Annotated in this window: 29 protein-coding genes and 1 pseudogene; 27 read left to right on the top strand and 3 right to left on the bottom strand. The window is 51.1% G+C overall.

Annotated features, from left to right (window positions below):
• Positions 1 to 124 precede the first annotated feature (124 nt).
• From JH25_RS00230 to JH25_RS00210, 6 genes are all read left to right on the top strand, one after another.
• Positions 125 to 487: a hypothetical protein gene (locus JH25_RS00230; RefSeq protein ID WP_032881444.1), complete on the top strand. Its 363-nt coding sequence runs from the start codon at positions 125 to 127 to the stop codon at positions 485 to 487.
• Positions 488 to 861: 374 nt separating this feature from the next.
• On the top strand, positions 862 to 1,524 hold the full coding sequence (locus JH25_RS0127520; RefSeq protein ID WP_050549444.1) for a recombinase family protein: 663 nt from the start codon (positions 862 to 864) through the stop codon (positions 1,522 to 1,524).
• Positions 1,525 to 1,670: 146 nt separating this feature from the next.
• Positions 1,671 to 2,201, top strand: coding sequence for a PBECR2 nuclease fold domain-containing protein (locus tag JH25_RS00225; protein ID WP_050549445.1), 531 nt, complete (start codon positions 1,671 to 1,673; stop codon positions 2,199 to 2,201).
• 745 nt (positions 2,202 to 2,946) lie between these two features.
• Positions 2,947 to 4,260, top strand: a complete 1,314-nt coding sequence (locus JH25_RS00220; protein ID WP_164699574.1) for a DUF3560 domain-containing protein — start codon at positions 2,947 to 2,949, stop codon at positions 4,258 to 4,260.
• Between the two features lie 346 nt (positions 4,261 to 4,606).
• Positions 4,607 to 4,876 (top strand): hypothetical protein, encoded by a 270-nt coding sequence (locus tag JH25_RS00215; protein ID WP_032881445.1) that lies wholly within the window; start codon positions 4,607 to 4,609, stop codon positions 4,874 to 4,876.
• A complete protein-coding gene (locus tag JH25_RS00210) occupies positions 4,873 to 5,490 on the top strand; it encodes a hypothetical protein (RefSeq protein WP_032881447.1) in 618 nt (205 codons plus the stop codon). Before JH25_RS00215 ends, JH25_RS00210 begins: the two co-directional genes overlap by 4 nt.
• A 134-nt stretch (positions 5,491 to 5,624) precedes the next feature.
• Here the strand turns inward: JH25_RS00210 and JH25_RS0127525 are convergent.
• Together JH25_RS0127525 and JH25_RS00205 are read right to left on the bottom strand one after the other, a co-directional pair.
• Positions 5,625 to 5,969, bottom strand: a pseudogene (locus JH25_RS0127525) (DUF4113 domain-containing protein); the annotation flags it as partial.
• Positions 5,970 to 6,113: 144 nt separating this feature from the next.
• Positions 6,114 to 6,881 carry a helix-turn-helix domain-containing protein gene (locus JH25_RS00205; RefSeq protein ID WP_032881448.1) on the bottom strand — a complete coding sequence of 256 codons (768 nt, stop codon included), beginning with the start codon at positions 6,879 to 6,881 and terminating at the stop codon, positions 6,114 to 6,116.
• Positions 6,882 to 7,000: 119 nt separating this feature from the next.
• Here JH25_RS00205 and JH25_RS00200 point away from each other — a divergent pair, with 119 nt between their 5' ends.
• Together JH25_RS00200 and JH25_RS00195 are read left to right on the top strand one after the other, a co-directional pair.
• Complete coding sequence (locus tag JH25_RS00200) at positions 7,001 to 8,104, top strand: extracellular solute-binding protein (protein ID WP_032881449.1); 1,104 nt, start codon at positions 7,001 to 7,003, stop codon at positions 8,102 to 8,104.
• 117 nt (positions 8,105 to 8,221) lie between these two features.
• Positions 8,222 to 8,419: a hypothetical protein gene (locus JH25_RS00195; protein WP_032881450.1), complete on the top strand. Its 198-nt coding sequence runs from the start codon at positions 8,222 to 8,224 to the stop codon at positions 8,417 to 8,419.
• A gap of 18 nt (positions 8,420 to 8,437) precedes the next feature.
• Here JH25_RS00195 and JH25_RS00190 read toward each other — a convergent pair whose 3' ends face one another.
• On the bottom strand, positions 8,438 to 8,731 hold the full coding sequence (locus JH25_RS00190; protein ID WP_081883367.1) for a helix-turn-helix domain-containing protein: 294 nt from the start codon (positions 8,729 to 8,731) through the stop codon (positions 8,438 to 8,440).
• A 303-nt stretch (positions 8,732 to 9,034) separates the two neighbouring features.
• Between JH25_RS00190 and JH25_RS28475 the strand changes: the two genes are divergently transcribed.
• The 19 genes from JH25_RS28475 (at position 9,035) to JH25_RS00105 (ending at position 24,345) form a co-directional block, all read left to right on the top strand.
• Positions 9,035 to 9,550, top strand: coding sequence for a transcription termination/antitermination NusG family protein (locus JH25_RS28475; RefSeq protein ID WP_081883368.1), 516 nt, complete (start codon positions 9,035 to 9,037; stop codon positions 9,548 to 9,550).
• Between the two features lie 377 nt (positions 9,551 to 9,927).
• The gene (locus JH25_RS00185; protein ID WP_032881452.1) at positions 9,928 to 10,161 is read left to right on the top strand and encodes a hypothetical protein; all 234 of its coding nucleotides are present in this window, start codon (positions 9,928 to 9,930) and stop codon (positions 10,159 to 10,161) included.
• Position 10,162: 1 nt separating this feature from the next.
• Positions 10,163 to 10,843, top strand: coding sequence for a lytic transglycosylase domain-containing protein (locus tag JH25_RS00180; RefSeq protein WP_032881453.1), 681 nt, complete (start codon positions 10,163 to 10,165; stop codon positions 10,841 to 10,843).
• A gap of 43 nt (positions 10,844 to 10,886) precedes the next feature.
• Positions 10,887 to 11,165 carry a conjugal transfer protein gene (locus JH25_RS00175; protein WP_442961461.1) on the top strand — a complete coding sequence of 93 codons (279 nt, stop codon included), beginning with the start codon at positions 10,887 to 10,889 and terminating at the stop codon, positions 11,163 to 11,165.
• 112 nt (positions 11,166 to 11,277) lie between these two features.
• Positions 11,278 to 11,646 (top strand): conjugal transfer protein, encoded by a 369-nt coding sequence (locus JH25_RS28480; protein WP_328286751.1) that lies wholly within the window; start codon positions 11,278 to 11,280, stop codon positions 11,644 to 11,646.
• Positions 11,627 to 14,080 carry a VirB4 family type IV secretion system protein gene (locus tag JH25_RS00170; RefSeq protein WP_032881514.1) on the top strand — a complete coding sequence of 818 codons (2,454 nt, stop codon included), beginning with the start codon at positions 11,627 to 11,629 and terminating at the stop codon, positions 14,078 to 14,080. The genes JH25_RS28480 and JH25_RS00170 overlap by 20 nt, the downstream gene beginning before the upstream one ends.
• A gap of 16 nt (positions 14,081 to 14,096) precedes the next feature.
• Positions 14,097 to 14,780 (top strand): P-type DNA transfer protein VirB5, encoded by a 684-nt coding sequence (virB5, locus tag JH25_RS00165; protein ID WP_032881455.1) that lies wholly within the window; start codon positions 14,097 to 14,099, stop codon positions 14,778 to 14,780.
• Positions 14,781 to 14,811: 31 nt separating this feature from the next.
• Entirely contained in the window at positions 14,812 to 15,171 is a 360-nt protein-coding gene (locus JH25_RS00160; protein ID WP_032881456.1) for a hypothetical protein, read from the top strand.
• Between the two features lie 10 nt (positions 15,172 to 15,181).
• On the top strand, positions 15,182 to 16,120 hold the full coding sequence (locus JH25_RS00155) for a type IV secretion system protein (RefSeq protein ID WP_032881457.1): 939 nt from the start codon (positions 15,182 to 15,184) through the stop codon (positions 16,118 to 16,120).
• Between the two features lie 236 nt (positions 16,121 to 16,356).
• Positions 16,357 to 17,166, top strand: a complete 810-nt coding sequence (locus tag JH25_RS00150) for a virB8 family protein (protein WP_032881458.1) — start codon at positions 16,357 to 16,359, stop codon at positions 17,164 to 17,166.
• Between the two features lie 13 nt (positions 17,167 to 17,179).
• Positions 17,180 to 17,959, top strand: a complete 780-nt coding sequence (locus tag JH25_RS00145) for a TrbG/VirB9 family P-type conjugative transfer protein (protein ID WP_050549447.1) — start codon at positions 17,180 to 17,182, stop codon at positions 17,957 to 17,959.
• Positions 17,946 to 19,334, top strand: coding sequence for a TrbI/VirB10 family protein (locus tag JH25_RS00140; RefSeq protein ID WP_050549448.1), 1,389 nt, complete (start codon positions 17,946 to 17,948; stop codon positions 19,332 to 19,334). The genes JH25_RS00145 and JH25_RS00140 overlap by 14 nt, the downstream gene beginning before the upstream one ends.
• A 16-nt stretch (positions 19,335 to 19,350) precedes the next feature.
• Entirely contained in the window at positions 19,351 to 20,415 is a 1,065-nt protein-coding gene (virB11, locus tag JH25_RS00135) for a P-type DNA transfer ATPase VirB11 (protein ID WP_050549449.1), read from the top strand.
• 71 nt (positions 20,416 to 20,486) lie between these two features.
• Positions 20,487 to 20,861, top strand: coding sequence for a histone-like nucleoid-structuring protein, MvaT/MvaU family (locus tag JH25_RS00130; protein ID WP_032881460.1), 375 nt, complete (start codon positions 20,487 to 20,489; stop codon positions 20,859 to 20,861).
• 325 nt (positions 20,862 to 21,186) lie between these two features.
• Positions 21,187 to 21,549 carry a hypothetical protein gene (locus tag JH25_RS00125; protein ID WP_032881461.1) on the top strand — a complete coding sequence of 121 codons (363 nt, stop codon included), beginning with the start codon at positions 21,187 to 21,189 and terminating at the stop codon, positions 21,547 to 21,549.
• A 17-nt stretch (positions 21,550 to 21,566) separates the two neighbouring features.
• Entirely contained in the window at positions 21,567 to 21,809 is a 243-nt protein-coding gene (locus JH25_RS00120; RefSeq protein WP_032881462.1) for a hypothetical protein, read from the top strand.
• A 285-nt stretch (positions 21,810 to 22,094) separates the two neighbouring features.
• The gene (locus JH25_RS00110) at positions 22,095 to 22,328 is read left to right on the top strand and encodes a hypothetical protein (RefSeq protein ID WP_032881464.1); all 234 of its coding nucleotides are present in this window, start codon (positions 22,095 to 22,097) and stop codon (positions 22,326 to 22,328) included.
• Between the two features lie 23 nt (positions 22,329 to 22,351).
• Positions 22,352 to 23,908: a type IV secretory system conjugative DNA transfer family protein gene (locus tag JH25_RS0127530; RefSeq protein ID WP_032881465.1), complete on the top strand. Its 1,557-nt coding sequence runs from the start codon at positions 22,352 to 22,354 to the stop codon at positions 23,906 to 23,908.
• Between the two features lie 50 nt (positions 23,909 to 23,958).
• The gene (locus JH25_RS00105; protein ID WP_081883370.1) at positions 23,959 to 24,345 is read left to right on the top strand and encodes a TrbM/KikA/MpfK family conjugal transfer protein; all 387 of its coding nucleotides are present in this window, start codon (positions 23,959 to 23,961) and stop codon (positions 24,343 to 24,345) included.
• The last annotated feature ends 16 nt before the right edge of the window (positions 24,346 to 24,361 follow it).

Below are 24,361 nucleotides of genomic sequence, written 5' to 3' on the forward strand. Positions count from 1 at the left end.
GTGCAGTCAGGACGCCGGCGCAATCAGAAAGGTGTGTCCCCCGGACGCTTACGAAGCTTTCTTGTGTCGTCTCAGTCCATTTACATAGAATGGGCTTTGACCATTCATGGCAAAGGGTTCACTAATGCGATGCAAAATCAAATTGTTGAATGAATTCGGCGAGTCCTGGTTTGAGGGCTCCCGAGATTTGCCTGATGAATACATCTTGAAGCTGGCGGCTGAACGAAAGCCTTTCTTCGCTGGAAAGGGTATTGAGTTTGCGGAAGACGCAATTCCCGTTTTTGGCTCAGAGCTGGTCAAGGTGGTAAAGGCAGGAAGCAGTGAGGATGTCATTGATAAAGCGGTAATTGAATTCGTATTGGCTACCGTTACGGTTCAAAGCTTTTTAGGCGCCTCGGATGAGGAATTGCTCAATCACGATTACAGCCTGGTGGTTCCTCACGATGGCACCGTTCAGTACGATCGGTTGAACATTCGACCAAACTGATTTTCCATGAACAAACGACTGTTGTCCGTTACACAAGCACCGGCGCTAAGGCGGTGCTTGTGTAAACGCCAATCCTAAACGCCTTAGCTTTTGCCCAATCGGTTTGGGCGAGATCGGTCATAATTTGGCGCAGTGTCATTTACCCCCCCTACAGGGCTGTATTGGTAAAGCGTTCATTGCCCATTTACGCTGTTCATGGGGATAGTCTTTGAACGCTTTACCAATACAGCCATGGCATGACTGGAGTCGTCACCCTGCCCTACTGGCTCAAATGGGTGGTTCTTTTCAGGATGGCTCTTTAGGGTTGCGCTTCGATCAATTGAGCCATAGCTGATAAGCTAGGTCTATTTGGGTATACCTAAATAGGCCATGTCATGACCACTCTCAATGTTGCTCGGGTGTATCTGCGCGTCAGTTCCGAAGACCAGGATCTGCAACGCCAAGAAGCGATCATTGGCAATGCTCGAAACTCGGGCTACTACGTGGCAGCGGTCTACCGTGAGAAAGCGTCGGGCGCTCGATCTGACCGGCCGGAGCTGCTGCGCATGATCGAGGACTTGCAACCAGGTGAAGTCGTCATCGCGGAGAAGATTGACCGAATCAGCCGCCTCCCCCTTGCCGAAGCAGAAAAGCTTGTTGATGCGATTAAGGCTAAGGGCGCTCGCCTGGTTGTGCCAGGTATTGTCGATCTATCAGAGTTGGCCGAGGCATCCAGTGGAGTTGCCAAGGTGGTGTTGCAGGGAATACAGGACATGCTTTTGCGGGTTGCCTTGCAAATAGCACGTAACGACTTTGAAGACCGGCGTGAACGACAGCGACAAGGAATCGACTTGGCCAAGGGGGCCGGTCGGTACAACGGGCGTCAACCGAACACCAAAATGCACGAACGGGTCATTGCCCTTAAAAGCAGCGGATGCAGCATTGCTGACACTGCCCGGCTTGCCGGCTGTAGCGTGAGCCAGGTTAAGCGTATTTGGTCACAGCGACTGGGCAAGCCTCAGGGTGACGCTCTCCCCTCCCCCATAAACGTTCTTTAAGGGGACGATAGAGAAAACGGAAAAAATCGTACGCTAAGCAAATCATGAAATCTTGTCTTGATCGGTTGCGTCGGGCAGTTGCAAACGTCTTTCTCTAGACATGGCACAATGATGACCTGACCACCGCGAAGATTGAGCGACGACGTTTGAGCACGGACACTCTCCTACCCAAGATTTCTGAAGTAAAAGGCCAACCCACGTGGGTTGATAGCAAACTTCCCGACCTGCGTACCTTGGAACGTGAGCTGCGTACACACGCACTTGAGGAAGTCACTGCGGCGACCACCCATGAAGACGCCATCGAGGTGACAGCTCAGCACCTGGGATTCATTGACCCTGCGATCTTGTCCATAACCGTCGAGACGCCTATGGGTGATGTGACGATACTGCGCAGCAGCATCTATCACATTGTCGAAAAAAGACTGGATGCCCGTGAGCGCTACGTGAAATTGGCTTTAGATACGCTCACCGGGCCGCTGGATGTCTGGAAAGTTGCCTTTTCGGACGGTACTGACCGTCTGGCTTTTATCGGCGCATATGAGTCGAAGCGGCAGATGCTAGTTAGCGTTGTGTTCTTCGATGGCCAGATGCTTTGGAATTTTATGCACACGGATGCCAAATCGCTCAACAAGCATCGCCATGGCGAACTGCTGTACAAGCGCTATACGCTTTTTTGAGGGCAAAGAAAAAGGGCTACTGGTGACAGTAACCCTTGAATTTGAAGCTTGATATTCATATACACACCCTCAAGCAGGGGTGTGGAGGTCTCACCCTACGCCGATGTTCAGCCATCGCCGGGGTTCCTACGCCAGTCATTGCCGCTGAAGGCCACTGGTTTCGCGCTCACTTGCAATCATATACAAGGTGACGCTTGTGTCAACAAAATATGATGAATGGCCGTGATTTTGCGGGACTTCCGGTGACCCCGGATGAATGCTTATCGTACGATTTTTTCCGTTATCTCTATCTTTCCAGCTCAGACGTGGTTAGGTCCAGGGCAATCAACATCGCAGATCCTCAGGGCCGTAATGGCAACGGCACACCAGTCTAACAACCTCGTTCAAAACACAATGCTGTAAAGCCCACTATCCCATCCAAGGCGAGTGTTCGTGCCTCACACTCACGCCGGTTTCACCGGCGCTTGCAGCACTACGTCCTGCAAGAACCTGTGTTCATGTCGTCGATGCCATTGGCGCTACGCCTCGCCAAGTCCCTTTCGCCTGCACTTGACGGTAGATCAGCCGGGGCACGTTTCAAGGGGCCGGCTACGCCCTACACCCTCCCCCGTTCAGACTCGCTGCGCTCCCTTAGCTGCGGCCTCGTTTTCCGCCCTTGCAACGCACCTTTTCCGGCCAATCGACCTACGTGCTACGGCGAAGGGCACTCAGCGAAGCAAGGTTCACAACTCAGGCGGAAACCGACATGAAGCACACCACACAGCAACATCAAAATCCGGCTCAAGCATCTAGCAAAGCAAGGGTTAACGGCGAACAGCCCACCCGCAAAGACCAGATGCAGCAGCAAGCCCTGGAGAACGCTGTAACCAGCCAAAGCGTGGCGAACTTTCAAGCGATCTTTGAAGGGTTTGAAGCCATGGGGATTCCTGCCGAGGCGATTAAACCGCGTGTCAACGTGTTTACGTTCAACGCTTGGAAGGCTCTAGGCCGGTCGGTCAAGAAAGGTGAACACGGGGTCAAAATCGTGACCGTGATCCCGTGCACCAAGAAAGACAAGGCGACCGGCGAAGACGTACCGGTCAAAAAAATCAAGGCAACCACCGTGTTTCATATCAGCCAAACCCAAGCCCTGGACGGCACCCCGAACGATGAGCCAACCGATAAAACCAGTGATACCCACCCTACCCCAACGGCGCCGGTGATCGAGGACACTCCCCAACCGGCCCCCGCTGTCGAGAACGTGGAACCACGGCCATTAAATGCCTATGAGCTGAAACAACAGGCACGCCGTGAGCGTTACGAAGACCGGGCCGCTAGCGCGAGCCAAGCCAGTGACTCGAACTATCAGAAAGCGCGTGACATGGCCTCGTTGATCCCCTTCGGCCAGCCTATTTTGGTGGGACACCACAGCGAGCGCCGCGACCGCAATTATCGGGGCAAAATTCACACTACATTCGGCAAGTCCTTCGCGCTCCAAGACAAGGCTAACCATTACGCCCGGAAAGCCGAAACAGTCGGCACCGGGGGGATTTCAAGCGACGACCCGGACGCCGTAACCAAGCTCACCGAGAAACTGGCCGGGCTGGAACGCTCGCAAGTACGCATGAAAGCGGCCAACAAGATTATCCGCAGCTCACAGACGACCGAGGGCAAGATTATGGCGTTGGTGGCCTTGGGGTTTTCCGAGTCGGGCGCCGCCCAGGTACTGGAAAAAGACTTTGCCGGTCGAGTTGGGTTTCCGGCCTACGCCTTGAGCAATAACAGCGCGGTTATCCGCAGCACCCAACAACGTATCAAGCAGTTAGTGGCCAACCAGCAGCGGGCGCCCGTTGAACGCAAAGGCAACGGTTACACCTATCGGGAGGACACCGAAGAAAACCGCGTGATGTTTGTTTTTCACGCCAAGCCAGACCCAGAGGCGCGGGAACAAATCCGCTTGGTCATGCATGACCACGGCTTTAAATGGAGCAGTACCCGCACCGCATGGGTACGCAAGCTGAATACAGCGGCGATTTGGAGTGCCGAGCAAGTCACGCAGAAACTAAAGAGTATCGTGTGACGTGAAGTTTTAACTTTACAAGGTTGTGAGGTTGCGGCGCCTGCACGAACGGGTCATTGCTGCCCTACCCTCTTGCCGTGACGTCATGAGGGTTTAACCCTGTACATCTATAGGGTTATAGTTCCACAACCTCACAACCTCACAAACCTATGGCGCTATGAAGCCATAAACCTGTAATCTCATAACCTTGAAAATCTACGGCTGTATGGCTTTACGAGTCTATAACGCTGTAAAGTTACAGATCTATAACGTCCTAGCTTTGTAAAGTCATAATGCTGTGGTATCGTGATTTTATAAATTCATAAAGCTCTAAAGCTAAAGAGCTATAACGTTACGAGGTTACGAAATGAAGCCAGCAAAAGGTTTAACTGACTTAGCCGCCTCGCTCACGGCCGCCGCATCCGCGCCGTTGGTGCCTCCTCTGGCCGGTACGTCTCCCAAAAACACCAGAAAAGCGGTAGCTGAAGGCGGCACCATGCAAATGACATTACGGCCAGCTCGTACCTTGCATGCGTTGTACGTAGACAGAGCGGCAGAACGGAGCAAGGCGCAAGGGCGAACCGTGACAGTTCAAGAGATCATGCTGGAGGTGTTGGAGCAGGGGGCTAAAGCATGAGCAACCTAATTTTCATTGGTGGTCAGAAGGGCGGCTCCACTAAAACAACGACTGCACATTTGATGTGCCTGGGTGCAATTTTAAGGGGCCAGCCAGCCGCTTATGTACTGACAGACCCTAATCGATCGCTCAAAACTGAGGGGCGCCCATACGGTGTAATGGATGGCAGGGACAGCAATGAACTAGCCAAAATTATTACTGCAAGCAGCAATACCAAAAATGGTTGGCTAATTGTCGACGGCGGCGGTAACAGACCTGAGCTAGATAAAGCCATTTCTACACAAGCGCAGCTCACAATTTTACCTTTTCGTGGATCAGAAGAAGACCTCGAAACCATATCTCGCGATTTGGCTGCTATGCCAAATGCGGTGGCTTTGCCTTCAGCTTGGCCAACAAACAAGCACGCCCAGGAAGCGGCACAGAAATTTATTGACGCTTTGGAGCAGGTATATCCAGGGCGTGTAATAACGAGCCCCAACTATTTCGTGAATTCGGCTTTGGAGCTTTTAGGGCAAAACCTGGACAGCCCATCGACCCCTGTGCGGAATGCGGCACGCAAGGCGTTTTCGATTCTTGCCGATACCTTTGAAAAGGCTTCGGGCACTAAAAACTGAAGGGTTGATAGACCTGCGAGCGAACATGAGCCCATACAGGGCTCATGGAGGCGCTCGGCAGCTTTGTGTGGCTCAAGACCCCAGCTTTCCAAAAAAACGTCTCTGAAACGATTGTAGGCGGTCGTTTTCTGAAGTTAAGTGCAGCGGATCTTCCACAACTGATCGAGCCTGGTGGTGTAGCTCTGACTCATCTGCTCCCGACGCATGGCCCAGTCAGGATTCGCCGGCACACTGGCTGATCGCAACGTGCCCCGACCCCAGCGGCCGTTAATCTGATCCAGCACGCCCATCACCCTGGATGCATCTGCAGGTTGTGATACTGCGAACAGATCGTCCGTGTATTCGCCCGGTTGGCATAGGTTCAGCAGCATCACTTCCGCTTTGCTGTACTTGAAGCCCGGCCGGAATACGTGATCCAGCGTCTCGACGGCGGCTTTCGTGAGTAACCGCACGTCATCGGAGGGGTAGGGCAGGTCAATCGGTGCTGGGCGTTCCCCTCGCTGCTCATCGGGCCGAATTAATGATCTGGTCAAAGTCGTAAAGGAATCTGGCTACCTTCGTCGATAGTCTTGATTATCTTAAACTTTCTGACTAAAAAAGCATTTATTTGTAATCCTTAATTTCTAAAGATTAAAAAACAAGGCAAAAAACTCTGATTGCGATTTAATATTTAATTTAGTGTATAGGTTGCGGCGATGTGCCCGGACTGTCTCTACAGAGATCAGCAGTTTTTCAGCCACTTGTCGATTGGAAAAGCCGCTAAACAATAGTTTCAATATCTCCATTTCTCTAGTTGTTAGTAAGTTATCCATTTGCTCCATGATCCCTTGCCACTTATGTGGCTGACTGTTACCTCCATCAAGAGACGTTTCGAAACACATTCGAATCTCCATGAGTGCCATTACCCATGGACGTATTAAGTCGAATATAGCAATGTTTTCCTGTGAGAATTTAATTCTGCTGCCAAGAGAGAGGCACAGTGTTCTATCGTTATCTAAGGTGACGTTGTATTGAACCTCATCTGCGGATACGTAGTGTGAAAAATACTTTTTGTAATATTCAGTCTTCTCAAAAAAAACGGGTGCTATATCTTTCAGATGAAAAAAACCGCTGTGTGGATTTTCGCGGTTAGCTATATAAAACGGGTCAAGTAAAAATAACCCCTGAACATAATCTTTAGTTAGTGCGACTCGTTCATTTTCTTCGGTTGATTCACGGAAACACAACACTTGTGCTTGCTGGGCACTGAAAATGAGCGCTACCCATGTATCCACTGCCACATGCTCGTTCACCATCTGTACAAGCGAGCCCCAGAACATAGGGGAGTTGAGCTTTGCAATCAAAGCTCCAAGTGAGCGATGCCACACGAAATTCTGAAGGGCCGCTGACATGTTCTACTCCAATCGGGTTAGTTCATCGGGGGGATTCACAACTCCTCACAAGGGCGTACATTCAAGCCTGAACACCCGAAAGCAATGGCCACGCTGTCCGCATCAGACAAGGAGTTGTTATGAATCGCTCACCATTTAAATCCCGTGTTGCATGCGTCCTGTTAAGCACTTGGGTTAGCACTGTCACCGCAGCTGGCAATCCCAGCGTGAATTTTTACACGTGGTCTGACTTCATTGCACCAGAAACCCCTTCCGAGTTCACTAAAGAAACTCATATACCTCTGATGGTGAATACGTTCAACAGCGCTGAAGTCATGCAAAGCAAGCTGATGGCTGGGCACTCAGGATATGACGTGGTGATGGCTACGTCTAACGTGCTACCCAATCTCATACGTGCTGGTTTACTCCAGGAACTAGACCGCTCACAACTGACCGGCTGGAAACACCTCGATCCAGAGATTCTGAACAAATTACAAATCAACGATCCTGAAAACCGTTACGCGGTTCCCTTCCTATGGGGCACGACAGGAATTGGCTATGACGTAGACAAGATTAAAGCCGCGTTGGGCGAAAAAGCCCCTGTGAATAGTTGGGATCTAGTGTTCAACGAAAAAAACATCAGTCAGCTCAAATCGTGCGGTGTTGCTATGCTGGATTCACCCAGCGAAATCATCTCGATAGCCCTGCACTATCTGGGGCTGCCTTCTAACAGCCAAAATCCAGATGATTATAAAAAAGCTGAAGATTTGTTAATGCGCATCAGGCCGTACATTCGTTATTTTGATTCAGGGAAGCTATCTCAAGAGTTGGCGAATGGGAATATTTGCCTTTTTGTTGGATGGGCCGGTTCTGCAAGCGTTGCTGTGGACCTTCGCGAAAAAGTCAAAAGCCCGCACAGAGTCGCTTACAGCATCCCACGCGAAGGCGCCCTGTGGTGGTCTGAAAATCTGGTGGTGGTTAAAGACTCGCCTCATCCTAATCAAGGGTTCGCTTTCATTAATTATCTTTTAAAACCTAACGTTATTGCTAAAACAGCAATTTATCTTGGGTACCCCGTAGGCAATAAAGATGCCATTATTCCATTCAGTCAAAAATTTATTGATAATCCTGAGCTAAAGCCTAGCGCCGAAGTCATTAAGACTCTGTTCCCGCTGAAGCCGCTGCCTTTGAAATATGAGCGCATTAGAACACGGACGTGGAGCAAGATTAAGAGCGGTCTTTAAAGATACAACAGATAGATTTTTAAGGGGGCAAGCTCCTATTGCGTTATAGTGATAATAGCTTTGTATTTCAAAGAAGTTAGATCGACTAAGGAATTAGGGTTTGAGTGGGGATCTGTTATGGATGCTTATGAAAGTTTACCTGTCTCGATCATTCAAGAAGAGCTGAAAGAGCTAGTCGAGTTGGTAAGACTTGACGAAAAATTTACCGTTGTGCTTGCTAGCGGCGCTATACCGCTCGATCAGTTATCAAGCAAGCATAATCAGCAGCGATTAAATCGTATTGGTGAGTTGTCAAGAAAATACGGGATTGCATAAAAATATAAAAATGCAAAGTTATATTTTTTTGAAAGTATGCGACTCGATGCAATTTTCTGCGAACTTTATAAGTTTCTCTAAGCACTCAACTGATTCCACTTGAAGAGACTTTTCATAAAGATCTTGGCGGAGTGAGATCAGTTGTGCTCTTAGAGAGTCTTGCCCGCTAGGTAGTAATTCTGCTGGAGACACATTGAGGGCCGTAGATATTCTAATCAAGTGCTCAATGTTCGGAAGGGTTTTCCCGAGTTCGTAGCGGCTGATCACTGGGGCATCGCAAGCCACTAGCTCAGCCAGATCGGCCTGGCTCATACCGCTGGCTTTTCGGAGAGCTTTGATTTTGACTCCGATTATGCGACGTAGATTGTCCACAGGCCACCATGAAAATTTAATAATTTCATAAGGTTAGCTTTATAAAAAGGTGTTGAAATACAAAAATTGTATAGTTCTATTTACTTTTTTTTGGAAAGCTTTAATTTGTTACCTGGCAACCCGCCACCCACCGGCCCTCATGGCTCGGCGGCGGGTGAAAATGATGTCCCAAGCCGATTACAGCTGCCCCTGAACCAAACGGTTCGGGATTTCGGAAGGGCGCCTGCTAGGATGGTTCTGCACATGCGAAACTGGTACGTTCTAGTTCATAATTCGTCGAATTATCAATCGCTTACAGATGCTATCAGGAAGCTTGACGTTGAGGTCTATTCGCCTTGCAGGGTCACACTTCGTAAGCGCAAGGATCGGCCTTCATCCGTACGCCGTGAGCTTCCGTTGTTCCCCGGCTATTTGCTGCTGCATTTCGACCCGGATGTGACTCATACCACCGAAATCACAGCGTTGAATAGTGCTCATGGTTTCGTTCGGTTTGGCGGTGACGCTTGTGTTGTTCAAGACTGTGTGGTCGAGACTCTAAGAGATTTGACCCTGTTACGTACTGATCGCACCGTCAGCCATGTTGAATACTGCAATCTGCCATCTGAGCTAGCCAAGTCCCTACACCTCATCATTGACATGCACTCCGAGGTCGCGCGCAAAGCTGCTTTTTTTTCGCTTCTTGCACAGGACCATGCGCTGCAACGATTAGTCAGTCGCCCAGGTGGTCGGGTGTATTCATCGGTACACCCTTTGCAATAGTTGAATACCTAAATACGAATTAGCGGGCCCGATAGCTTCGGATGGGCGCGCCGGACTTCGTGCGGTTTGCCTACTTAATTAGGCGCTTAGGGGCTGTAAGCCGCATGTCGTATGAGCCTATGACCACCCAGCAACGCTGATCGAGCTGAGTGAACAGGAAGCCCTGTAGCCACCACCGCCGAACCGCCGACCTGCAATCAGCAGCGGGATACGCGGCGGCGCCCTAGCGAAGAGGGAGTCACCGCTGACGCAACAAGCCCCGCCTGCCACCAGGAGTGAGGCGGGGTTCAACATTTCTCATCCCCACCTAATTTGTATTCACCGCCAGACCCTTGCCTGGCGGTGTTTTTGCGCTTTCCCAACCCATAGGAGTTCCCATGTCGCTACAAGAAGATGAAGCGGTATCCGCAACTACAACAACAACGAGCGTCTACGTTCGTGCAATTAGGGTCGAGGCGCTGAATAAGGCTGCTACTAAGGTCAGCTATGAAACCAACAGCCCTAAGCAAATGTCCCCGTCCGGGTTAGCTCGATACTTAATCGATAACTACTTGGAGGTGGCTGTTCAAAAACTGATTGATGAGTCCAAACAGGTCTCCAAAGGAAATTGAGATGCTCACTACCAGTGCCTTTTTGGCCCTGGCCTTGCAATGCGCACCCTCGGTACACCCTGCCACGTTAACTCCCATCGTCAAAACAGAATCCGCTTTTAATCCATGGGCCATCGGAGTCGTCGGCGGAGCTCTGCCGCGTCAACCGCAGAATCTGGAAGAAGCGGTGACGACGGTGAAAAGGTTGGTGAAAGAAGGGGCTAATTTCAGCATCGGCTTAGGGCAGATCAACCGACAACACTTCGATGTCACCAAATCGGAAGAAGTGTTTGATCCCTGCAACAACCTGCGCATGACCGCCAAGATCCTTGGCGACTGTTATGCCAGTGTCGCCACTGACAAGGGGACACAGCAGCAGGCTTTGCACAAAGCTATTTCCTGCTACTACAGCGGCAACCCACGGCGTGGCTTTAAAGCCGAGGCGCAGTTTGGCGGATCGAGTCACGTCCAACGTGTTGTTGCCAATGTCGAAAGCACCACCGTTATGGTGCCTGCTTTAACGGGGGCCGTCAGCGCTCCACAAGCACCGTTACCACCCGTAACAGCTCCCCCACAACCGACTTATGAGAGTTGGGACGTATTGCGCCAGTACCCACGCTATACGCCCGCTGCGCAGCCTTCTGTGCCTGATGTAACGCCGGAACCGCAACAAGAATCCCTCCAGGAGAAAGTCGATGTTTAACAAACGAAATCTGCAACGCGCCGCTTTGCTGGCTGTGTGCTGCATGCCAGCGCTGGCCATGGCGGCCAGCACTGGTTGGTCACAAACGCTGCAAGAGTGGGCCACCAATATTCGGCTTGCGCTCTATGCTCTGGGCGGCACCTTGGGGCTGGGTTGCCTGATGTGGTCCGGCATCAGATGGTTGATTGCCCGCGCTACCGGCGACCACTCCCACACATTCATGGACTACCTGCAACAGGTCGCAGTACTCGTTGTGGTCGGCGGCACGATGGTATTGGGGGCTGCTGCCTGGCAGGTCTTTGGCACTGGTGCGCCTGCATAACGCCTGAGCGGAGAACGTCATGTCAGCCAACGAGCCACTGAAAAAACTACGTTTCGAGAGTTACAACGCGATGAGCAGGCCCGCCATGCAGTGGGGGATTCCCATTATGCCGATGGTGGGACTGCTGATGGGGGGGCTGGCCTTTGGTGTGGCAGGCACCGTATTGCTGTCTTGGGTGTGGGGCCTGGTGTTTCTCGTGCCCTTCGCGGGCTCTTTAGCCGCCCTGCGCTTCATCTGCGCGGTTGACGCTCAATACCCCCGGCGCTTGTGGTGGTCCTGGCGTCGAATCCGCCTGAACTGGCGCTACGGCAAGCGTTTGCTACTCACCCCGTATAACCCTAATTGGAGCCAATTCTATGGGAAGCGATTTGCACAACGCCGGTTTCATCCGGCGCCAGGTCATGAAGTACCTACCCCCCGAGGTCAAAGTGCCGCTGCTGGGGTATCCCGTCCACGAAAACATGGTGACGTTGCCCGGTAGCCGACTGTTTAGTCTGATCCGGCTGAAAGGTATTTCGCATGAAATGCGAAGTGATGAAAACCTCAAACAGCAGTATTTCAAGCTCAACCGCTACTTCGTTGCACTAGGGAAAAAAGAAGGCAAAAACCTAATGCTGCAGAGCTACGTGACCAAGACGGGCATTGAGCTTAATACGGAGTACAGCCTGCCTTTACCCGCGCTGCAAGACTTCGTTGATGCCTATACCGCACCGTTCAGGGACGGCACGTTTCGTATGGTTGGCTACAGCTTGGGCCTGGTCCTGAAATATCGAGACCTCGATGACGGTATTCGGCGGATGAAAGAGTTGCTGACGATTTCCAAAACCATGCTGGCAACGTACGACCCGGCCATTATGGCCTTGGAAGAAAATAAACATGGTGCGCTGTACTCCCAAGTCGGTCGGTTTTTCAGTCTGCTGATCAATGGGCATGAACAAGACGTTCTGGTCAGTGATACACGGCTAGGGGAGGCCATCATTGATAGCGTAACCAGCTTTGGTGAATACGATTTCATCGAAAACCGGCCAAACAGGGGAGGGCGTCGTTTTGCCACCACCTACGACCTGCGTGATTACCCAGGTGGTGGTTCAGGTCCTGGTATGTGGGATGAGGCCATCGAGCAGCAGTTTGAATTTACATTGGTGCAGTCGTTTTTGTTTGAAGACCGCAACAGGGCCAAAAAAGACTTCAACAAGCACCTTGCTGACCTTGGGTCGGTCGAAGGCGAGTCCAAGCAAACGGATGAGTTGGAAAACGCTATTGAAGAAGTGACCCAGGGTGAAAAGGCCTTTGGCCGTTACCACGCGTCCTTGATCGTATTTGGCAATACCCCGGATGAGGCCATTGATAATGGAGCGAAAATGGAGTCGGTGTTTACCGTCCACGACACCGCATTTGTGCGCTCTACCATGACCAACGTCGATACCTGGTACACACAGTTCCCAGGTGTGACCGAGGCGCTGTACCCCATGATGAAGTCCACCGAAAACTTTGCGTGTGGCTTTTCCTTGCACGCCACACCAACCGGAAAGGCCAGGGGCAACCCTGTAGGCGACGGCACCGGGCTAATCCCCATGCGCACGGTCAACGACTCGTTATTCGTGCTTAACGCTCACGATAGCCCACCAGGGCAAAACAACCTGGGGGAAAAATTGCCGGGGCACTTGTCGCTCACCGGCCAAACGGGTGTAGGGAAAACGACCTGTCTCGCTACGCTGATGACGTTTTTTAGCCGTTGGGATCCGATGATTTTTTGCATCGACTACAACGAGTCGTTGAAAAATCTTTTGGGTGCGCTGGATACCCATTATTTCACCCTTTCACTTGGGGAGTTCACCGGCATGAACCCCTTCCAGTTTGATGACAGCAAAGGGCTGCGCCAATTTTTGTATGACCTGGTACTGACCTGTGCCGGCGGGGAGGACAAAACCACTGATATTGAGCAGCGCGAAATTCAGGACTCAATCGAGGCGGTGATGCAGCACAAAAACGTGCACTTTCGTGGCATGTCTTTGCTGCTGCAGAACATCACGCCACGCGGCGGCAATTGCCTGCATATGCGGTTGTCGAAATGGTGTCGCCTGGCCGGTGGCCGTGAGGGTCAATATGCGTGGGTACTGGACTCACCGAAAAACCAGTTCAACCCGCAGAGCTTTCGGCGCTTGGCGTTCGACTGTACGCAGATCCTTAAAAAGGAGTACTCAAGCAAGCACCCGGAAGTGATGGAGGTATTGCTCAATACGCTGTTCTACATGAAGCGAACGATGCATCAGGCCAGACCCGGCAGTCTGTTGATCAATGCCATGGCCGAGTATTGGGTGCCCCTGTCCTATGAAAGCACGGCGGATGCCATCAAAGAGATCTTGAAGAGCGGTCGAACCCGTGGCGAGATCCTGATGATGGACACTCAGAATCCCGAGGATGCGTTGGCAACGCCCTATGCCGCTGATGTGGTGCAGCAGGTTGTCACCTCTATTTGGCTGCCGAACACTAAGGCAGATCGCGCCGGATATGCTCGTTTCGGTGTCAAGGACAAGGTGTTTGACGCCGTGGTGGACATGCACACGCTCAGCCGTGAAATGGTGGTTTTGCAAGGCCACAACGCGGTGAAGCTGAAATTGGTCCTGGACGATCATTTGAAGTACTGGTTGCCGCTGCTTTCCACCACCGAGCAAAACGCAGACGTGGCCAAGCAGGTCCGCCAGTTGCTCGGCACAACCGATCCGAAGGTGTGGGTACCGGCGTTTTTGATGGCGGAACACGTTCGTCAGTTTTTGAACACCACCGACGCCAACGAGTGGATTCCGGCCTACCAGCAAGCGGCTGATATTGCTCAGTCCCTCCACACAACCGATGCAAGTGTCTGGATGCCGGTGTTTAAAAGGCATAGAGCCACTGAGTCACGGCCGCTCTAATACCGAGGCAAACACGATGAAGAAGACCATGATCGCGGCGGCGATAAGCGCCGCGTTGCTGACGGCTGCGCTTTCGACCTATGCAGCTGTGCCAGGCATTCCCACGCTCGATGGCACTACGGCCATGCTTTTGACCAACAACGCCATTCAACAAGCGCAAGAGGCCATGGCGGCGCTGAAAACCGCCAAGGACGGTATAAAACAAGCGAAGGCCCAGTACGACAACTTCAAAAGCATCGCCACGGGCAACGACAAGCTGGGGGATTTTTTGAACAACCCGGCGCTTAATAAGGTTCTACCCATGGGCCAATGGGCTGATGTGTATGGAACGGTTAAGGACATAGCCAGCCTGCGAGAGCGCTATGGGCTGAAATCGGATAATGTCAGTGTTCAGGCCAAGTTCGATAGATTGTTGGCCGCTGCTGATGCGCTGGAGCGTAATTACGATGCCAGCACCGAGCGAGTGCGAAACGCCGAGCAGTTAAGGGCACGGCTTAACATGGTTCAAACGCCACAGCAAAAGGAGGACTTGCAGTTGCGCTATCAACAGGAATTATTGGAACAGCAAAACCAGCAGATGCGGATGGCCAATATGCAGATGTTGGTGGAGCAACAAGACAAAATCGACAACCAAAAAAGAGCGCAGGCTTTTAGCGATTATATGAAAGGGAAAAGTAGTGTTCTCCCAAAATATGATTAAAGATAAATCTTAAAGTGTGAGTGTAATAATAATGCTTAAAAAAATACTATGTGCGATTGGTGTGGTGCTGCTCATAACATTAGTATCCGGTTGCAATAATGACAAAGGATCTGATTTTGTTGGGCGTTGGAGTAGTGGCAATCATGACGCCAAAGGACTTGCGCCACCTAGCTATTATTTAGATATTAAAAGGGATAATGATATTTATCACGTAGATGTCCAGGCAAATATCTACGACTTCATAAGTGGAGGCAGGAAGATAACCAGTAAGAAATATGAGGCCAAGGCTGAGTCAGAAACGGTTCTAAGTATGATGGGGGGGATGTTGACTATGAGGTTAGAGAATGAACGCTTGTTTTTTGGGAACGACGAGTTCATTAAATTAAAATGACGGAGAATCTATGGACTTCACAAATATAGCACATACGCTATTTCAGTCCGTTGATGCCGCCCTCAAAAGCACCTTGGTCACTGGAACGGCCAAGGTGATATTAGGCTTGGGTGTACTCTTCGGGACCATGTGGTTGATCCACTTCACGCTTAGAAATATTCAATGGCTCTACAGAGGGATGAATGTCGCCTTTGAAGAGGTTGTCCGAGAAATTGCGAAAATGGCGTTCATTGCATTCTGTGCGTTCAACGTCACCTGGTACATACAAACCATAGTTCCTTTTGTGACGGGGCTACCTAACTGGATGGGAGGCATTCTTTCGGGACAGGAGGGGGGACAGACAAATCAGTTAGATACGATGATATTGGCTTATATTGAAAATTTAAAAAACCTTACTGCGGCCATGTCCTTTAATATTGTGACAACTAGCTTTGCTGATATATGGCTTGGTATACAGGGTGTAGTATTTTATTTGTTGGCAGGGATTCCTTTCATTCTGACGGCTGTTGGCACTCTATTTGTTCTTAAAGTTTCAACAACCGTCTTGCTAGCTGTAGGACCTATATTCATTGCATTCCTGTTTTTTGACCAGACGAGGCAATGGTTTTGGGGTTGGGTGTCAGCAATAGGAGGTTTTATGCTGACTCAAGTGCTATTCGCAGTGATACTTGCCATGGAAATAGGATTTATCAATACGGTAATTATTAAGAATGGCGTAATAAATACCAGCTTGGCAGGGAATATCGCAATGCTACTTATTTTTGCGACGTTTACACTTCTGGCAACTGAACTTCCCGGCTACGCAGCTTCAATCATGGGGGGGGCTCCCACGGGAGGCGCAAGAGGACTTGGCGGAATTATCGGCAAAGTGTCCGGGGTTGGTGCTGCAAAAAAAATGGCAGGGGGTGTCGCAAAGCTTCTAGCCAAACGTGGTAATAGAATTAAGTAACGCTGTACTCCATCGCTTGTTCAAGCGATAGCAACGCTCTTCTAATTTTTGAATCTCTCGTTTTAAACAGGTAATCACTATGAATTGCAAACTCGCAATAAGCGGGCTGCTTTGTGCTGCCTTGCTGTTGGGGTGCAGCTCTGCCCCCAAGTTAGCCGAAGCCTCTGGCCCATGGCGGGATTTAAATGCACCGGCCAGAGCAAAAGACGTTAAACCCGCAACCGTTGGAGGGCAGCATGATGTTTCGAAAAAATAAAAGGCCCCGCCAACAGCTTAACCAGGTCATCGAGCAGGAACAGCACCTTGCGGCCAATGTCAGCATAGAGGCCGCTGCGGCGCGCAATATCAGTCTGTCTGAACAGGCGTATATCCACGCAGCTCGCTGGTTTGAAAGCAATGTCGCGGCAGAGCATCAACGCCGCGCACGGACCTGGAAACGCCTGGCGGGCTTTTTCGGCTTACTGGCGTTTATGTCCGTAGGCGCGGTTCTCGGGCTGACTCCACTTAAAACAGTAGAAACGTACCTGGTGCGGGTGGATAACAATTCGGGCTTTACGGACGTGGTCAAGCCAGCCAGCGAGGTTAAGTCATCCGAACAAATAGACGATGAATACTGGCTGGCTAATTACGTGCGCTTTCGTGAGAGCTACAACTTTTCGGACAATGACGCGCAGTTCTCGATGGTCGAGTTGATGTCCTACGGCACCACGTTTGCCGAGTACCGCAACTTCCAGTTGTCCTCCAAGGGCTATCTGGCGGTGCTGGGTAACAATCGGCAGATCAAAACTGACGTTAACAACGTCACCTTCCTGACCCGTGAAGATGCAAAGGGCACTGCCCAGGTGCGTCTGACCAAAACTGTGCTGGACCGTAACGGCATGCCCGATCCCGAGATTAAACCGGCGGTTTGGTTGGCCACGATCAGTTACGACTACAAAAATCCAGCCAAAAAGCGCGGTGATCAGTGGCTTAACCCGCGAGGGTTTGGCGTTCTGTCCTATTCGCCCACTCAGGAGGTTGGCGTGGGGGTGAGTCATGAGAAATAAAGTAAATAAATCCATGGCGGTTTTTGTGGGCCTTCTGCTGTCGGGCAGTGTGCAACAGGCGTTCGCTGAAAAAATGGGAGAGGGGTCTTACCAGGACCGCCGGGTGCAAACCGCGTTCTACACCCCGGACAACGTGTTTCGTATCCAAGCGGTGGTTGGGCGTACCTCACTGGTGCAGTTCCCTGCCCATGAGACGGTGTATGAAGATTCCGGGTTGATTGTGACGGGCGATCCTACGGCTTGGGCAATTGGTGCGAACAAGGCGGGCAACATCCTGGCGATCAAGCCGACCACTGATGAAGAGCCCAACACCAACCTGATCATCAATACCAACCGGCATACCTACCTGTTGGAACTGAAACTGGTTAAGCAGGTAGCGGACATGACGTATGCCCTGCGCTTTACCTATCCAGACCCACCGAAGAAGCAGGTGGCTACCCGCGATTTTAATCCTGATCCTTGCCCTGGGCCGATTAACACTTTCCAGGTGCGTGGTGATGAGTCCATTGCTCCAACGGAAGGTTGGGACAACGGCACCTTTACCTGTTTTCGCTTTGTGACCAATGCGCCCCGGCCAGCGGTGTACCAGGTACTTCCTGATGGCACAGAGACGTTGGCCAACGTACGCAATGTGCAAAACATCATGGTGGTGCATGGCGTCAGCCAGTTATTTCGTTTTCGGCTTAATTCCTTGGTGATGGAAGCCAGAGCCCGGCAGCGGGTGGGTGGCTTCTACAACTACAACGGTACCACCACGGGGGAGATTCGGGAGGTGAAGCATGCCGAACAATAAAAGCAACGACAGTCATGACGCCCCTGTGATCCAGGGTGGAGAGTTGCCGGCGGATGAACCTCGTGGACAGTCCCAGGATCAGCCTGCAAAAACAGAAAACAGCGACTTGCCCCCGGTGCACTCCGATAAAGCTCGTGGTGCCTTTGACCTGCTGAACAAGCGCCCAGGGACCGGGCAGGCCAAAAAAACGCTGTACCTCAGCATAGCCGCTATGGTGCTGGTGTTTCTCTTGATCCTGATTGGGGGATGGTGGTGGGTTATTTCGATCATGCAGGAAGGCTCCACCGACATTGATGAGAGTTCGGTCAAGGCGGATGCCACCCTCGACAGGGCCACGGGCCAAGACACCAGCATGCAACAGCTCAAGGAACAAAAGCTCAAGGAGATCCAGGCTGCAGAAGAGCAAAAGGCCAGGGATGAAGAGGCGTTAAGGCTGGCTCAAGAGCAGGCCAAGGCTGATGAGAATGGGCAGTCTGGATCCACACCAGGTGGAAATGGTCTGCCACATCAAGGAGAGGTAAGGGAAGCACCATTGACACCGACCCAGCGCAAGTTGGCCGGAGGCGTGGTGGTGACGCCTTTGATTCAGGATGCCTCAGGCTACGCTGCGCCGGTGAGCGGGGCGTCAGGATCTGTCATTGGAAATGCAGAAAATACGGCAAGTCCATTGGACGGTACGCCTGAAGGTGTTCCTGACGTGGCACAGACGGGGTTTGGGGGTGGTTTGGGTGGCGGTTCGTCATCGCGTGGCAGTTTAAACAACTTGTCTGGTACCAGTTTCGCACCTGGTAAAGCGGTACTGGCGCCGTCGCGCAAGTATCTGCTGTCGCGCAACACCTATTTCCGTTGCGTGCTGTACACCGAAATCGTGACCGATCAGCCCTCGTTGATTGAATGCCCACTGACTGAGCCTATCTATTCGGCTGACGGCTCGACCGTGCTGGCTGATGCGGGGGATCGTCTGTTCGGTGAGCAAAGTGTCGAGGTTGGTGCGGGCCAGGTCCGTGTGTTCACCAACTGGACCGAGCTTGATACGCAATCGGGTGTGCGGGCCAGACTCGCCAGTCTCGGCGCAGGGCCGATGGGGGCCAGTGGTACAGAAGCCCGGATCGATAACCACTACATGCAGCGTTTTGGCGGCGCGGTGATGCTGTCCTTCATCCAAGACGCCTTGGATGCCGCGAAAAACGCTACGCAGAAAAGTGGTAATGGCTACACGGTGAATAACAGCGAGCAGAACACCGAAAACATGGCCAATCAGGCCCTGCAAAGCACGATTGGCATCAAGCCAACGGCGCACATTTTGCCGGGCACGGTCATGACCGTGATTGTCGCCCGCGATATCGACTTCTCCTCAGTCTTTGAGAACCGTTGACAGTGAGGAAATACCGATGACAAACCTAAATGGCGAACAAGAGCCAGGTGTGGAGCGGGATGAGGATGAAAATATCCTCATCGAATCTACGTTGGTACTGGATTTTCTCGATCAGTCGGGTGTTTCCGAACGGCTTAACCGGGCGGGCACTACGGACGTGGCGATTAACCGGCCATTGGAAATCTGGATCGATACCCCCACTGGTTGGCAACGCGAGGAGGCGCCTTGGCTGACGTACAACCTGTGTTGGCGGTTGGCCAATAGCCTGGCGGCCCTCAACCACCGTGACTTGGGGGCTAAAACGCCGATTCACACGGTCGAGCTACCGGGAGGTGAACGGGGACAGATCGTCATGGCCCCGGCGTGTGAAAAGGGCACGCTGTCCATGACGTTTCGTAAGCCCTCATTGGAGCGTTTTACGCTGCAAGACTATATCGACAGCGGGCGGTTTGACGGGGCCCAGGCTATCGCGTCCACTAGGACCGACTTGGCCGACTGGCAGAAGGCTATGGTGGCGGCGCATAAAACACGAGATTGGGGCAGCTTTTTCCCGCTGGCTGTCGAGAACCGACAGAACATCATCATCTTCGGTGGGCCAGGTTCGGGCAAAACCACCTTCGGCAAATCCCTGATGGACCTGTTTCCGGTCTCGCGCCGGATGATCACCATTCAGGAAGTCAGTGAATTGCAGCTCCCGTATCACCCCAACCATGTGCACCTGTTCTACGGCGCCGTGGTGGCACCGAAAGCCCTGGTGGCAAGTTCGTTGCGTATGAAACCCGACCATCTGTTTCTGGCCGAGCTAACCGGTGATGAGGTGTGGCACTTCATTGAAATTCTGAACACCGGCACCAAGGGCACCGTGACCACAGCCCACGCCAACGACAGTGAGGCGGGTTATGCACGCGTTTGCGGGCTGGTGAAGCAGTCCGAGGTGGGCCAGGGATTGGATTACAGCTACATCGAGCGGTTGGTTAGAACCTCATTCGACGTGGTGTTGTACATGGAAGGGACTCACATTAAAGAGGTGCATTACGAACCTAAGCATAAACTGGACTTGCTCAATAGCACCAAGATTTAACTCAAGAGCTTTGTAATGTATAGTGGAAAGGTTTTTACGCCCATATAATTTATCATGTGATGGAGTTTCCTATGTCGAGAATTGCAGAACTACGCCAGCTAGAAAAAAATATTGCTGATCAACTCCAAGACCTTGAATCACTTAAAGCAGACCCTAGAATTCAAAAAGAATTAGAGTTTGAGAGTAAGTTGCGCACGCTGCTGGGTGAGTACAGCTTCAGCCTACGAACTATCATTGGTATACTGGATCCACATAGTAATTATATGATTAAAGCTGGACAGACTCAGGAAAAGAAAACCCGCAAGCAGCGGGCCACGAAGGTCTATAAGAATCCTCACACAGGAGAGGTGGTGGAAACTAAAGGCGGTAATCATGCAATGCTCAAGGCATGGAAGACCGAGCATGGTTCGGAAGAGGTAGAATCTTGGCTGGCTAGCCAGTTCTGATATTATTAATATGTCTTATATTACAGGGCCGCTCTAGGCCCTGCGATATTAATTTAAGTTATCAGATGTGACCCTTTGTCCTATTAGTTGCGGAGCTTAATAAATCTCTGTGATTTTTGTGTGCAGCTGCTTTCGACGTTTGAAATTAAACAGCTAAGTCCAATGCAGCTTAGTATTTTTGTCTAAGCGAGAGAGGTGAAAAGTAAACGGTAGTTGCGTTACTGCTTACAGTGATAGGCTTTTTTGATAGTCCAATACATGTTGATGTGTTGCATTAATTGGATTTTGCGTTTCCTCCCTTACGCCAAGATAAAGGTGAAGCCTCATGTGGTGGAAAACAACTCTATTGGTTCTTGTATTGATACTGGTGTGTTTTGTGGGTGGGTTGTATGCCGGCAGTGCCTTGTTTTTGAAGCTGACGGCAGGCAATGCCATGACGGGGCTGACCTGGCATACCCTGTGGGATGCTCGACACCTGGCACTTAATGATCGTCGAATGTTATTTGTGCCTTGGTCCTGGTGCTTGACTGCCGCAATCACATTTTTGCCGGTTGGTATCACGCTGTTCGCGTTGTATTTCAGGCTCAGCCCCACTACCTCCTTGCACGGTGATGCCCGGTTTGCCAATGCCCAAGAGTTACGCCAGTTCGAATACAAAGGTGAGTACCTAAATACCAGCAAAAAGTAATCTATGGAGAGCTAGCTATGTGCGAAAAGGACTGTCGTTGCTACCACAACTCTGAAGAATATAAAGCTTACAAAGTCATTGAGGATCAAATAGGCCAATCAACCCCGGATCAAGCTTGGGCGTTATATTTCGTCTCGGAAGGGGTTGTTCGTGAAAATATAACCACAGCGGTGATGACGCACATCGCCAATGGTAATGAGGCGCTTGCTTCTGCGTTCCCTGAGCTGGCCCATTTGTACAAGCCGCATTTAGTCGATTAGTAAAGTAGATCTGAAAGTTACGATAGGATTATTGATATGAGATTATCAATGGTTTTTGGTTATCGGCTGTTTGCAATTCGGTTAATTGCCACTAATCCCTATCGTTGTAGTGATGACTGCGCGCAGGAATACTCGGTGGTATCTGCGCTTATGGATATAAAGAACAACCAACAACAATTGTTGGAATTGCAACGCTCACACTTGTCAGTAAAAACAGAGATTCTGAAGGTGCAGCGCCTTCAATACCAAATAATGGTGGAAACCCAATAGTCGGTAGGAGGCGGTATGAAAACCGAAGCTCAACTGTCCCGAAATTTTGGCTTGCACTTGGCCCGCCGGTTTGGTCGCTTGTTTATCAGAGGGCCTCATTCAGTACAGACGCGCATTAATTTTCTGCGTGTATTTCCTTATGACCGGCAAGCCCAGGAGCAGTTTGATCTGGGCATTGTTGAAGAAGATCAAAAACGCTTGGCGCTTGGTTTAACACTGGATGAGTACCGGGCTGCTTGCAAAAAATAAACGGTGAATAAAGGGGGAGTTGTATGGCAAACAGTAGCGCGTCCTACAGTCCACAAAACCCGCAACAGCGCATAGAGGAATATCCACCCTTCCTGATCGGCAGGCACCCTATCCAAGACACGTATCTGGCCAGCTATGGGCAGCAATTTATTATGCTGGCCGCGCCTCCTGGTACAGGTAAAGGCGTGGGGGAGGTTGTTCCAAATGCACTCAGCTACCCCGATTCAATGGTCATCAATGATCCGAAATTTGAGAACTGGGAGCTGACTTCGGGTTTTAGGGCTTCGGCGGGTCACAAGGTTTTCCGCTTCTCACCTGAACGCCTTGAGACGCACCGCTGGAATCCTCTGTCGCAGATCAGTAAGGACCCGCTTTACCGGCTGGGCGAAATTCGAACCATGGCCAGCGTGCTGTTTGTGTCGAGCAACGAGAAGAACCAGGAGTGGTATACCAAGGCCAGCAACGTATTCACTGCCATCTTGTTGTACATCATGGAAACGCCAGGAATGCCCTTCACGCTGCCTCAGGCGTATGAATTAGCGTCGTTGGGGTCTGCTATGGGGGTATGGGCGCAGCAAGTCATTAACGAGCGTAATAGCGGACCTAGTGCCTTATCCGCCGAGACCTTGCGCGAACTAAATGGCGTATTCGAAGCATCAAAGAACAAGAGCAGTGGCTGGTCCACCACAGCCGATATCGTGCGCGACGTTCTGTCGATGTACGCAGAGAAAACCGTGGCTTGGGCACTCTCGCCCAGTGAAACGGAACCGCAAATCGACTTCGCCAAAGCCCGGCAGGAAAAAACCACGATCTATTTCAGCATGTCCGAAGAATCGCTGAAAAAATTTGGCCCGTTGATGAACCTGTTTTTCACCCAGGCCATTCGACAAAACTCAAAGCCGTTGCCGGAACACGGCGGGCACTGCGCCGATGGCACCCTCAAGTACAAGTTTCAACTGGCGCTACTCATGGACGAGTTCGCGATCATGGGCCGCATGGAAATCATGGAAACGGCGCCTGCACTGACACGCGGTGCGGGGCTGCGGTATTTCATCATTTTTCAAGGTAAGGATCAGATCCGTGCTGTTTACGGCACAGAGAAGGGCAACGCGATTATGAAGGCTTTTCATATCGAGATTGTCTTCGCCCCTGGTGATATCGAACTGGCTAAAGAGTACAGCGCAAGGCTGGGCAATAAGACGGTAAGGGTTAAAACCCAATCTCTAGCCAAGCGGGACCGCAATCAGACTGATAACTACAGTGATCAACCCGTACCGTTGATGCTTCCACAAGACATTAACGAATTGCCGTATGACCAGCAGCTAGTATTCATTCAGGGTACGAAAACGACTGCACCGATGAAAATCAAGGCGCGAAAGATATTTTACTATGAGGATGAAATATTGTTGGCGCGTTCAAAAATCAAACCTCCACCGTTACCTGTAGGGGATGCGACCAAGATCAACGGACTGACCGTTCCTGTACGCATGGTTGAAGAAAAAGCCGCTGTTGCATCCCCTCATGATGCACAAATGAAAGCAGAACAACTTAAACGTAACAATCCTAAAAACAAGCAATAAACCTTCCTGCACTACCAAGCGCAACTACGCGCACAACATAGGACACGACCATGAAACTCACCGTATTTACGGCGGCCCAATTGCGCTTGGCCGCTCACAAAGTTGTACCTGCTAAAAAGAGCACTCCGGTTTCACGTTCTCGGCAGTACCTAACGGGGGCGCTGCTCTCGTTGGCGGTTTTTACGACTTCGCCGGCCTTTGCCAAGGACCCTTGTAAGACCGTGATATGCATGTTTGGAAAGTTCACAGGTAATAGCGGCGGGAGTGAATGCCGCAGCGCTGAGAAAGATTACTTCAGTATAAAAATCAAGAAAAGAGGAAAGATCAAGTGGAGTAGGACAGCTGCGGCACGCGGACAATTTCTTAATAGTTGCCCTGCTGCCGATAAAAATATAAACAAAAAGATAAACGACAAGTTCGGTAGGGTGTTTGGTTAGTTTTATTCTATCTCCA

The sequence above is a fragment of the Pseudomonas sp. BRG-100 genome (genome assembly GCF_000737955.1).
Taxonomy (GTDB): domain Bacteria; phylum Pseudomonadota; class Gammaproteobacteria; order Pseudomonadales; family Pseudomonadaceae; genus Aquipseudomonas; species Aquipseudomonas synxantha_A.

Excerpts from the sequence above, each read along its gene's own strand:
- JH25_RS00230 (WP_032881444.1), top strand. The coding sequence starts at position 125 with ATGCGATGCAAAATCAAATTGTTGAATGAATTCGGCGAGTCCTGGTTT.
- JH25_RS0127520 (WP_050549444.1), top strand. The coding sequence starts at position 862 with ATGACCACTCTCAATGTTGCTCGGGTGTATCTGCGCGTCAGTTCCGAA.
- JH25_RS00220 (WP_164699574.1), top strand. The coding sequence starts at position 2,947 with ATGAAGCACACCACACAGCAACATCAAAATCCGGCTCAAGCATCTAGC.
- JH25_RS00215 (WP_032881445.1), top strand. The coding sequence starts at position 4,607 with ATGAAGCCAGCAAAAGGTTTAACTGACTTAGCCGCCTCGCTCACGGCC.
- JH25_RS00210 (WP_032881447.1), top strand. The coding sequence starts at position 4,873 with ATGAGCAACCTAATTTTCATTGGTGGTCAGAAGGGCGGCTCCACTAAA.
- JH25_RS00205 (WP_032881448.1), bottom strand. The coding sequence starts at position 6,881 with ATGTCAGCGGCCCTTCAGAATTTCGTGTGGCATCGCTCACTTGGAGCT.
- JH25_RS00200 (WP_032881449.1), top strand. The coding sequence starts at position 7,001 with ATGAATCGCTCACCATTTAAATCCCGTGTTGCATGCGTCCTGTTAAGC.
- JH25_RS00195 (WP_032881450.1), top strand. The coding sequence starts at position 8,222 with ATGGATGCTTATGAAAGTTTACCTGTCTCGATCATTCAAGAAGAGCTG.
- JH25_RS00190 (WP_081883367.1), bottom strand. The coding sequence starts at position 8,731 with ATGAGCCAGGCCGATCTGGCTGAGCTAGTGGCTTGCGATGCCCCAGTG.
- JH25_RS28475 (WP_081883368.1), top strand. The coding sequence starts at position 9,035 with ATGCGAAACTGGTACGTTCTAGTTCATAATTCGTCGAATTATCAATCG.
- JH25_RS00185 (WP_032881452.1), top strand. The coding sequence starts at position 9,928 with ATGTCGCTACAAGAAGATGAAGCGGTATCCGCAACTACAACAACAACG.
- JH25_RS00180 (WP_032881453.1), top strand. The coding sequence starts at position 10,163 with ATGCTCACTACCAGTGCCTTTTTGGCCCTGGCCTTGCAATGCGCACCC.
- JH25_RS00175 (WP_442961461.1), top strand. The coding sequence starts at position 10,887 with ATGCCAGCGCTGGCCATGGCGGCCAGCACTGGTTGGTCACAAACGCTG.
- JH25_RS28480 (WP_328286751.1), top strand. The coding sequence starts at position 11,278 with ATGGTGGGACTGCTGATGGGGGGGCTGGCCTTTGGTGTGGCAGGCACC.
- JH25_RS00170 (WP_032881514.1), top strand. The coding sequence starts at position 11,627 with ATGGTGACGTTGCCCGGTAGCCGACTGTTTAGTCTGATCCGGCTGAAA.
- virB5 (WP_032881455.1), top strand. The coding sequence starts at position 14,097 with ATGAAGAAGACCATGATCGCGGCGGCGATAAGCGCCGCGTTGCTGACG.
- JH25_RS00160 (WP_032881456.1), top strand. The coding sequence starts at position 14,812 with ATGCTTAAAAAAATACTATGTGCGATTGGTGTGGTGCTGCTCATAACA.
- JH25_RS00155 (WP_032881457.1), top strand. The coding sequence starts at position 15,182 with ATGGACTTCACAAATATAGCACATACGCTATTTCAGTCCGTTGATGCC.
- JH25_RS00150 (WP_032881458.1), top strand. The coding sequence starts at position 16,357 with ATGATGTTTCGAAAAAATAAAAGGCCCCGCCAACAGCTTAACCAGGTC.
- JH25_RS00145 (WP_050549447.1), top strand. The coding sequence starts at position 17,180 with ATGGCGGTTTTTGTGGGCCTTCTGCTGTCGGGCAGTGTGCAACAGGCG.
- JH25_RS00140 (WP_050549448.1), top strand. The coding sequence starts at position 17,946 with ATGCCGAACAATAAAAGCAACGACAGTCATGACGCCCCTGTGATCCAG.
- virB11 (WP_050549449.1), top strand. The coding sequence starts at position 19,351 with ATGACAAACCTAAATGGCGAACAAGAGCCAGGTGTGGAGCGGGATGAG.
- JH25_RS00130 (WP_032881460.1), top strand. The coding sequence starts at position 20,487 with ATGTCGAGAATTGCAGAACTACGCCAGCTAGAAAAAAATATTGCTGAT.
- JH25_RS00125 (WP_032881461.1), top strand. The coding sequence starts at position 21,187 with ATGTGGTGGAAAACAACTCTATTGGTTCTTGTATTGATACTGGTGTGT.
- JH25_RS00120 (WP_032881462.1), top strand. The coding sequence starts at position 21,567 with ATGTGCGAAAAGGACTGTCGTTGCTACCACAACTCTGAAGAATATAAA.
- JH25_RS00110 (WP_032881464.1), top strand. The coding sequence starts at position 22,095 with ATGAAAACCGAAGCTCAACTGTCCCGAAATTTTGGCTTGCACTTGGCC.
- JH25_RS0127530 (WP_032881465.1), top strand. The coding sequence starts at position 22,352 with ATGGCAAACAGTAGCGCGTCCTACAGTCCACAAAACCCGCAACAGCGC.
- JH25_RS00105 (WP_081883370.1), top strand. The coding sequence starts at position 23,959 with ATGAAACTCACCGTATTTACGGCGGCCCAATTGCGCTTGGCCGCTCAC.